Annotated in this window: 6 protein-coding genes; 5 read left to right on the plus strand and 1 reads right to left on the minus strand. The window is 73.1% G+C overall.

The window, feature by feature from the left end:
* The first annotated feature begins 45 nt into the window (after positions 1-45).
* From ABZ070_RS17815 to sucD, 4 genes are all read left to right on the plus strand, one after another.
* Entirely contained in the window at positions 46-1,065 is a 1,020-nt protein-coding gene (locus ABZ070_RS17815; RefSeq protein WP_356634787.1) for a hypothetical protein, read from the plus strand.
* 115 nt (positions 1,066-1,180) lie between these two features.
* The gene (locus ABZ070_RS17820) at positions 1,181-2,353 is read left to right on the plus strand and encodes a hypothetical protein (protein WP_356634789.1); all 1,173 of its coding nucleotides are present in this window, start codon (positions 1,181-1,183) and stop codon (positions 2,351-2,353) included.
* A gap of 340 nt (positions 2,354-2,693) precedes the next feature.
* Entirely contained in the window at positions 2,694-3,875 is a 1,182-nt protein-coding gene (gene sucC / locus ABZ070_RS17825) for an ADP-forming succinate--CoA ligase subunit beta (protein WP_356634791.1), read from the plus strand.
* A gap of 21 nt (positions 3,876-3,896) precedes the next feature.
* Positions 3,897-4,781: a succinate--CoA ligase subunit alpha gene (gene sucD / locus ABZ070_RS17830; RefSeq protein ID WP_356634793.1), complete on the plus strand. Its 885-nt coding sequence runs from the start codon at positions 3,897-3,899 to the stop codon at positions 4,779-4,781.
* Positions 4,782-4,901: 120 nt separating this feature from the next.
* Here sucD and ABZ070_RS17835 read toward each other — a convergent pair whose 3' ends face one another.
* Positions 4,902-6,026, minus strand: a complete 1,125-nt coding sequence (locus tag ABZ070_RS17835) for a sigma factor-like helix-turn-helix DNA-binding protein (protein ID WP_356634795.1) — start codon at positions 6,024-6,026, stop codon at positions 4,902-4,904.
* 146 nt (positions 6,027-6,172) lie between these two features.
* Between ABZ070_RS17835 and ABZ070_RS17840 the strand changes: the two genes are divergently transcribed.
* Positions 6,173-8,065: a DUF6350 family protein gene (locus ABZ070_RS17840; RefSeq protein ID WP_356634799.1), complete on the plus strand. Its 1,893-nt coding sequence runs from the start codon at positions 6,173-6,175 to the stop codon at positions 8,063-8,065.
* Positions 8,066-8,161: the final 96 nt, after the last annotated feature.

The raw sequence follows: 8,161 nt of genomic DNA on the forward strand, positions 1-8,161 counted from the left end.
GTGCGAGCATCGGCCTTGCCCCGACCGAAAGAGAGCTCCTCCACCGTGGCTGCCGCAGCGCTTCGCCCCGCTGCCGTCCTGAGCGCGCTGCGCCGGACGGTGCCCGGGCCACGGGTGCTGCACGTGCTGCTCTTCCTCGGGGGATTGCTGACACTCGGTCTTCTCCTCGGCGCCCCGGCGCATGCGGCCGAATCGCCGACGGGCGCGACCGCGAAGGCCAGGGCCGATGCCGAACTCCCGTCCCGGAGCGTCACCGACGCCTCGCCGACCACCGTGCGGCGGCCCGCCGTCGCCTCCGGTGCCAGGACGGGAGTGAGTGGTACGACGGGCGGGACCGGAACGGCAGCTGGTTCGTCCGTGGGACCTGCTTCACCCGCCGCGCCCGCTTCTCCCGCGGACCGGCGGCATGCGGCCGCGGAGGAGTTCGCCGAGCAGCCGGTCGTCCGTGAAGTGCGGCGTGCTGTCGCCGAGTCCGCCCGGCTCGTCGAGGCGACCGGTGCCATGGGTGTCGTACCGGCCGGGGACTCGCTCCGCGAGATGAGCCTTCCGGTCACCGACAGCGCGATGCGGCTCGTCGGTTCCCTGCTGGGCGTCCTCACCGGCCCGCTTCCGCAGGGAGATCTGCCGGGACCCGGTGGCACCGGCGCCGTTCCGGACGAGCCGACGGTGACGCAGCCCGCGTCGCGGGACGCCGCGTACAGCGCCGCGCCCGACCCCGAATCCGCTGTCGACGGTGCGGGCCGTCCGGCGGACCACTCCGGTGCCGTCGCCGGCTGGCACGGCGCGCAGCCGGGCAGCGAGCAGGGCACCCGCGTCGGTGATGCTCGGCTCGGGTCCGTACAGGCACCGGCGCGCGCTCCCGCTCCGGGACCGTTCGACCCGTGCCGCTCCCTTTACGGCGTCGTCCCGCACTCGGGCGAGACCCACTCGCCCCGCGCGGGCGACCAGCAGGCGGCGACGCTCGCACACGAAGCGCCCGACGCCTTCACGTCCGGTCCCGTGTGCCCGGCGGCGGAGCCGCCGACGCGCGACAGGCCGCGCGACGTTCTCGAATTCCCCGGCTAGGGCAGGCCTTCCCCCGCCTCAGGACCTGCCACGCGGGGGTGGGCAGGTCTGCCCGCCACTCCGGAGTTTTTCGTCCCCTCCGGACCGCCGAACGAATTCGAAGGAACCGCCGAACATGCACAAGAACATCCGTCGTTCCATAGCCGTCGCCGCCACGGCCACCGGTATGTGGGCCCTCGGCACCGCCGCGGCCTCCGCCGACGAGCTGCCCGTCTCCCTGCCGCTGTCCACGCCGGACCAGGCGGCAGAGGCGTCCGACGCCGGCGACGTGCTCGCCGAGGTCGACACGGTCGCCGACAAGGCCGTCGCCGACGCCGAGCCGGCGAACCGGCTGCTCTCCGGTGGCGCTCGGGACGTCGTGTCCGACGTGACGTCCGAGGTCAGGGAGCAGGCCCGTCGGTCCGTCCACGACCAGGCCCGCCAGTACGTCGAGGGCGAGCTCCCCTCGTACGAGGCCCCATCCGTCCCCGAGGCCGGGCTGCCGCACGTCCAGGCCCCGTCCGTCGAGGCCCCGGCGGTCGACGCCGACATCGACTACCTCTTCGGTCCGCTGTCCGCGTTCGCCCACGAGCTGCACCAGGCCCCGGCGCAGGTCGAGGCGGGCGCACACTCCGCGGTCGCCGCTTCGGGTCCGATCGTGGACGAGACCTCCGCGGCTGTCCTGCCGCCCGTCGTCGCCACCGCCGTCGCCGGTGTTCAGCCGGTCGCGGCTCAGGCCGTCGGGGACGCGGGTGCTCTCGCGCAGGGCGTCGTCTCGGAGGTGCAGCCGTTCGCCGGTGGTGTGGTCTCCGGGGTGCAGCCGCTCGCGGGCGGCGTCGTCGGTGAGGTGCAGCCGTTCGCGGGCGACGTGGTGGGCCAGGTGCAGCCGTTCGCCGGTGGTGTGGTCTCCGAGGTGCAGCCGTTCGCGGGCGGCGTCGTCGGCGAGGTCCAGCCGTTCGCGGCCGGTGTGGTCGCCGAGGTGCAGCCCGTGATCGACACCCTGGTCGGGCACGTCCAGCCGGTCGCGCAAGGTGTCGACACCGCCGCAACCGGCCTTGCCTACGGCGTGACCGGCCGGATCGACCCGTTCGCCGCCGGTGTGGTGTCCGAGGTGAACCCGCTCGCAGCCGGTGTCGTGGGCCAGGTGGACCCGTTCGCCGCCGGTGTGGTGTCCGAGGTCCGGCCCTTCGCGGAGGGTATTGCGACGAACGTCACGGGCGACACCGCTCCGCTCGCCGGCAACGCCGTCGCCGGTGCGCAGGGCGTCGTCTCGGACGTGACCCCGAGCTACCTCCCGTACGGCATCTGAGCAGCGGCCCGGTCAGGCGCCGCCAGGGCGGCTGACCAGGCCTCGAGCACCAGGGCGGGGTGTCCCGTCGGTCCCGGGCGGCACCTCGCCGCCGGGGGCCGGGGCGCCCCGCCCGTCCCGTGCGCTCCTACCCACCGCACCCGCTCTGTGACCGTAATCACCGCTCAGGTGTGATCTGCGATTTAGGGGCGCACGTCCGGCGGGGATAACCTGCCAGGCGGACATGCCGCGCCCACGGACACCGTGTGTGCCTCCCTTGTGACAAGAGCAGTCACGTTGCCCTTCGCGGCACGCCCACGCAGACAACGAACCGCGATCATCAGAAAAGGGACGGACGCGCGTGGACCTGTTCGAGTACCAGGCGAGGGACCTCTTCGCCAAGCACGGTGTACCGGTGCTGGCCGGTGAAGTCATCGACACGCCTGAGGCGGCGCGCGAGGCCACCGAGCGGCTGGGCGGCAAGTCGGTCGTCAAGGCGCAGGTGAAGGTCGGCGGCCGCGGCAAGGCCGGCGGCGTGAAGCTGGCTGCCACTCCGGACGAGGCCGTCGCCCGCGCGACGGACATCCTCGGGATGGACATCAAGGGCCACACGGTCCACAAGGTGATGATCGCGGAGACCGCTCCGGAGATCGCCGAGGAGTACTACGTCTCGTACCTCCTCGACCGCACCAACCGCACCTTCCTGGCCATGGCCTCGGTCGAGGGCGGCATGGACATCGAGGAGGTCGCGGCCACCAAGCCCGAGGCCCTCGCGAAGGTCCCGGTCGACGCCAACGAGGGTGTCACCAAGGAGAAGGCCGCCGAGATCGTCGCCCAGGCGAAGTTCCCGGCCGAGGTCGCCGACCAGGTCGCCGACATCCTGGTGACCCTGTGGAAGACCTTCATCGCCGAGGACGCGCTCCTCGTCGAGGTCAACCCGCTGGCCAAGGTCGCCGACGGCCGTGTCATCGCGCTCGACGGCAAGGTGTCTCTCGACGAGAACGCCGACTTCCGTCAGCCGGAGCACGAGGCCCTCGAGGACAAGGCCGCAGCCAACCCGCTCGAGGCTGCCGCCAAGGCCAAGAACCTCAACTACGTCAAGCTCGACGGCGAGGTCGGCATCATCGGCAACGGCGCGGGTCTGGTCATGTCGACCCTCGACGTCGTCGCCTACGCCGGTGAGGCACACGGCGGCGTGAAGCCCGCCAACTTCCTCGACATCGGTGGCGGCGCGTCCGCCCAGGTGATGGCGAACGGCCTCGAGATCATCCTCGGCGACGAGGACGTCAAGTCCGTCTTCGTCAACGTCTTCGGCGGCATCACCGCCTGTGACGAGGTCGCCAACGGCATCGTCCAGGCCCTGGCCCTGCTCGCCGAAAAGGGCGAAGAGGTCACCAAGCCGCTCGTCGTCCGCCTCGACGGCAACAACGCGGAGCTGGGTCGCAAGATCCTCTCCGACGCCAACCACCCGCTGGTGCAGCGTGTGGACGCCATGGACGGAGCGGCCGACAAGGCCGCCGAGCTCGCCGCTGCTGCGAAGTAAGGGAAGAGGGATCGTAGAACCATGGCTATCTTCCTGAACAAGGACAGCAAGGTCATCGTCCAGGGCATGACCGGTGCCACGGGCATGAAGCACACCAAGCTCATGCTGGGCGACGGCACCAACATCGTCGGCGGTGTGAACCCGCGCAAGGCCGGCACGTCCGTCGACTTCGACGGCACCGAGGTCCCGGTCTTCGGCACCGTCGCCGAGGCGATGGAGAAGACGGGCGCCAACGTCTCCGTCCTCTTCGTGCCGCCCGCCTTCGCCAAGGCCGCCGTGGTCGAGGCCATCGACGCCGAGATCCCGCTGGCCGTCGTGATCACCGAGGGCATCGCCGTCCACGACTCCGCCGCCTTCTGGGCGTACGCCAAGTCCAAGGGCAACAAGACCCGCATCATCGGCCCGAACTGCCCCGGCCTCATCACGCCGGGCCAGTCCAACGCCGGCATCATCCCGGGCGACATCACCAAGCCCGGCCGCATCGGTCTCGTGTCCAAGTCCGGCACGCTGACCTACCAGATGATGTACGAGCTCCGTGACATCGGCTTCTCCTCCGCCGTCGGCATCGGTGGCGACCCGGTCATCGGCACGACGCACATCGACGCCCTCGCGGCGTTCGAGGCGGACCCCGACACCGACCTGATCGTCATGATCGGCGAGATCGGCGGCGACGCCGAGGAGCGTGCGGCCGACTTCATCAAGGCCAACGTCACCAAGCCGGTCGTCGGCTACGTCGCGGGCTTCACCGCGCCCGAGGGCAAGACCATGGGCCACGCCGGCGCCATCGTCTCCGGCTCCTCCGGCACCGCCCAGGCGAAGAAGGAGGCCCTCGAGGCCGCGGGCGTCAAGGTCGGCAAGACGCCGACCGAGACGGCCAAGCTGGCGCGAGCCATTCTCGCCGGCTGATCCTCGCCGACCGCTCCTTGCGCGGTATGCGTGAGGGACGCAGTACGCGTGTGGGCCCGCTCCCGGGTGACCGGGGCGGGCCCGCACGCGTATCCGCGCCTCGGCGCGGATCACCGCGGCTCAACGCAGCCGCGGTACGAGACGCTCGGGCCTGCCCGCCGTCTTCGCGCGCAGCGTGTCCTGCAGCTGCCTGACCTTGGGCGTCAGCACCGGCGGGCCGTGCTGCGGTCCCGGCACGTCCTCGACCCGCTGGGCCGGGGACATCGGCGGATCGTACTGCCGGGGTGCCGTGACCAGCGTGAACGCGGTCGCCGCCACGATCAGCGCGGTGGCCGTCACGACCGACCTCGTCCACAGCCCGGCCCGGCGCTCGCAGCTGCCGCGCACCGCGGGTGCCGGTGTCATGACGGGGGCGGGTTCGTTGCTCGTGATCTCCCACAGCCGGTTCTGCAGCACGCCCGCGTCCGCCAGTTCGGGGAGTCGCTCGGCCAGGGCCTCGCGCGCGTGCAGGAGGCGGCCGGCGGTGGCCGGGGTGCTCGCCTCCGTCTCCGCGGCGGTCTCGGGCAGATCCAGACCCAGGCCGTCATAGAGCAGCAGCGTGCGGCGGTACGCAGGGGGGAGTTCCTGCAACGCCTCGAGCACCTCGCGCCGGGGCGTCTCTTCGGGCGGTTCGTCGGGGTACCGGTGCACGGCGCGCAGCCGCATCCACGGGGACATGGCGCAGTCGTACGCGACGGCCCGCACCCAGCCGGCCGGGTCCCGGTCCACGGCAACCTCCGGCCAGCGCTGCCAGGCGATCTGGAAGGCGCGCTCCACCGCCTCCTGGGAGAGCAGGCGGCGGCCGGTCAGCAGGTATGCCTGGCGCACGAGGCCGGGAGCGGCGCTCGTGTACAGCTCGTCGAAGGCCTCCTCCGCGGTCGTCACGGGCCTGGCCGGGGCCGCGGCCGGCGGGCGGGGCGGCGGTTCCCCGTGCGGGGTGGCCGACGGTTTGGGGCGCGGCACCAGGGGCGGCGCGGGTTCCGGGCGCTCGGCCTCGAACGAGGCGAGCAGGCGTGAGTACACCTCGCGCTTGCGTCCCCTGGGGTTGGTGCGGCCCGTCTCCCAGGACCGGAGCGTCGCACGGGTGACACCGATCGTCGTCGCGACCTCGTCCTCGGTCAGGGCCAGGGCCTCCCGGAGCCTGCGCCGTGCCACGGGGGGCGGCAGGGGGGCGCCGGACGTGGCGCGGATGGTGCTTTCTCTCATGACGGGCTCCATGCGGCACTGCAATGGGCGAAAAAACACATAAACGTATCTTGTGCGACACATCGGCCATTGCCCCGTTACGCGGATAAAGCGCGTGTCGTTGGCAGCATGGCCGCGTGACCCAAGTGACCGAACAGAGCCCCCCGATGCCGAAAGCCGAGGTCGCCGTGCAGGGCGGCACGTCGGTCGCGCTGGTCGCGTCCTTCGTGCGCGGCGCGACGGCGGCAGGGCTCGGGCTCGGCCTGATCAGCGTGTTCGTCATGGTGATGTGGATCAGCTCGCCCTTTCCGGACAGCGGCCCCGCCGACGCGCTGCACGTGGCGGCGGCGCTGTGGCTGCTCGCGCACGGCACGGAACTCGTACGGGCGGACACGCTCTCCGGCGTTCCCGCACCGATGGGGATCGTGCCGCTGCTCTTCGTCGCCCTGCCCGCGTGGCTCGCACACCGGGCGGCACGCGACGCCCTGGAACCCGACGAGGGCAGGCCGAGGCCCTCCCCGTGGGGTGCGCCCACCATGGTGACCAGCGGCTACGTGATGGTCGGCGCACCCGTCGTGCTCTACGCCGCCGGTGGCTCCTTCGCCGCGGATCCGCTGAGTGCCCTGGTCCATCTGCCGCTGGTGACGCTCGCGGCGGCGGGATTCGGGGCCTGGACCGCGAGCGGCCGGCCCCTCGGCCCGCTCCCGGAGCGGACGCCGCAGTGGGTGCGGGTCGCCCTCGCCCGCACACGGGTGCGCGTCGCGCTCCGGTCCGCCGCCGCCGGGGCGCTGGCGCTGCTCGCCGGAGGTGCGGTGCTCGTGATCGTGTCCTCGGTCTGGCACGGGAAGGCGGTCCAGGAGTCGCTCCTGGGGCTCTCGGGGGAGTGGTCGGGACAGGCGGCGCTCGTGCTGCTGACGCTGGCTCTCGTACCGAACGCGGCGGTGTGGGCCGCGGCATACGGCCTCGGCCCCGGCTTCACCCTGGGTACGGGCGCGACCGCCACACCGCTCGCCCTGACCGGGTCGCCCGCGTTGCCCGAATTCCCCTTGCTGGCGGCGGTGCCGGCGCAGGGGCCGGGCACGCCACTGCACTGGGCGGCGACGGCGGTCCCGGTCGCCGCGGCCGTGGTGATCGCGTGGCTCACGGTGGGGACGGCGGCACCGCGGTACGGGGAGCGGGAGACGGCTTGGCGCCCCGGCGGGACCGCGCTCGCCGCGCTGCTCGGCTCGGTCGGCTGCGGGGTGGTGGTGGCGGTGCTCGCTGCGGCTTCCGGGGGACCGTTGGGCACCGGGCGCCTCGCCGAGTTCGGGCCGGTGTGGTGGCTGGCCGGCCCGGCGGCGCTGGTCTGGACGGCCGTCCTGGGGGTCCCGCTGGCCCTGGCCCTGCGGGCCTGGCGGCTGAGGTCGGGCCAGGGGTGGTGGCGCGGACTGCTGCGGCGCGAACGCGCGGAGGGGGAGAAGGCCGGGGCGGCTGCGGCAGTGAGCGTGGGCAAGCCCGGGCAGCCGTCGGACCCGGAGCTCGACGCGGAGGACGAGTTCGAGCCGTACGACTTCCGGCCGTTGGACACCTGGCCCGAACGCGAGCTTGGCGAGACCCGCTGGGCAGCGCTGAACGAGCCCTCGTCGAAGGAGCCCCCACCGAAGGAGCCCTCGGCGGGCCTCGGGGCGGGCCTGCCGCCGACGCCGGTGCCGACGCCCGAGGACGCCCCGGCGAAGCCGGACGAGCCCGCGCCCGAAGGTGCTGCCGAGGAACCTGACGAGCCGGCGCCCACCGACGTCCCCGCACCTCCGTACGCCCCCGCACCCGCGGACGCCCTCGCACCCGCGCCCGAAGGTGCTGCCGAGGAACCTGACGAGCCGGCGCCCGAAGGTGCTGCCGAGGAACCTGACGAGCCGGCGCCCGCCGACGCCCCCGCACCCGCGGACGCGGACACCCCCGTACTCGCGAGCGCCCCCGTGGACACCCCCGCACCCGCGTGCGCCAATGCCCCCGCCAATGCCCCCGCACCCCCGAACGCGCCTCAGGAGCCGGACGCGCCCCCGGCGGAAGCAGCGCCTTGACGCCGACGTCCTCCACCGTCGCCCGCTGCCCAGCGGCCTGCATGCGGAACGGGTGCGAAAGGATCATCCGCCGCTGCAGCAGGCGCGCCGTGTTGC

The organism is Streptomyces sp. NPDC006283, from assembly GCF_040613325.1.
Lineage (GTDB): Bacteria > Actinomycetota > Actinomycetes > Streptomycetales > Streptomycetaceae > Streptomyces.

Coding starts and splice junctions, on each gene's coding strand:
- ABZ070_RS17820 (WP_356634789.1), top strand. CDS start 1,181: ATGCACAAGAACATCCGTCGTTCCATAGCCGTCGCCGCCACGGCCACC.
- ABZ070_RS17840 (WP_356634799.1), top strand. CDS start 6,173: ATGCCGAAAGCCGAGGTCGCCGTGCAGGGCGGCACGTCGGTCGCGCTG.
- ABZ070_RS17835 (WP_356634795.1), bottom strand. CDS start 6,026: ATGAGAGAAAGCACCATCCGCGCCACGTCCGGCGCCCCCCTGCCGCCC.
- sucD (WP_356634793.1), top strand. CDS start 3,897: ATGGCTATCTTCCTGAACAAGGACAGCAAGGTCATCGTCCAGGGCATG.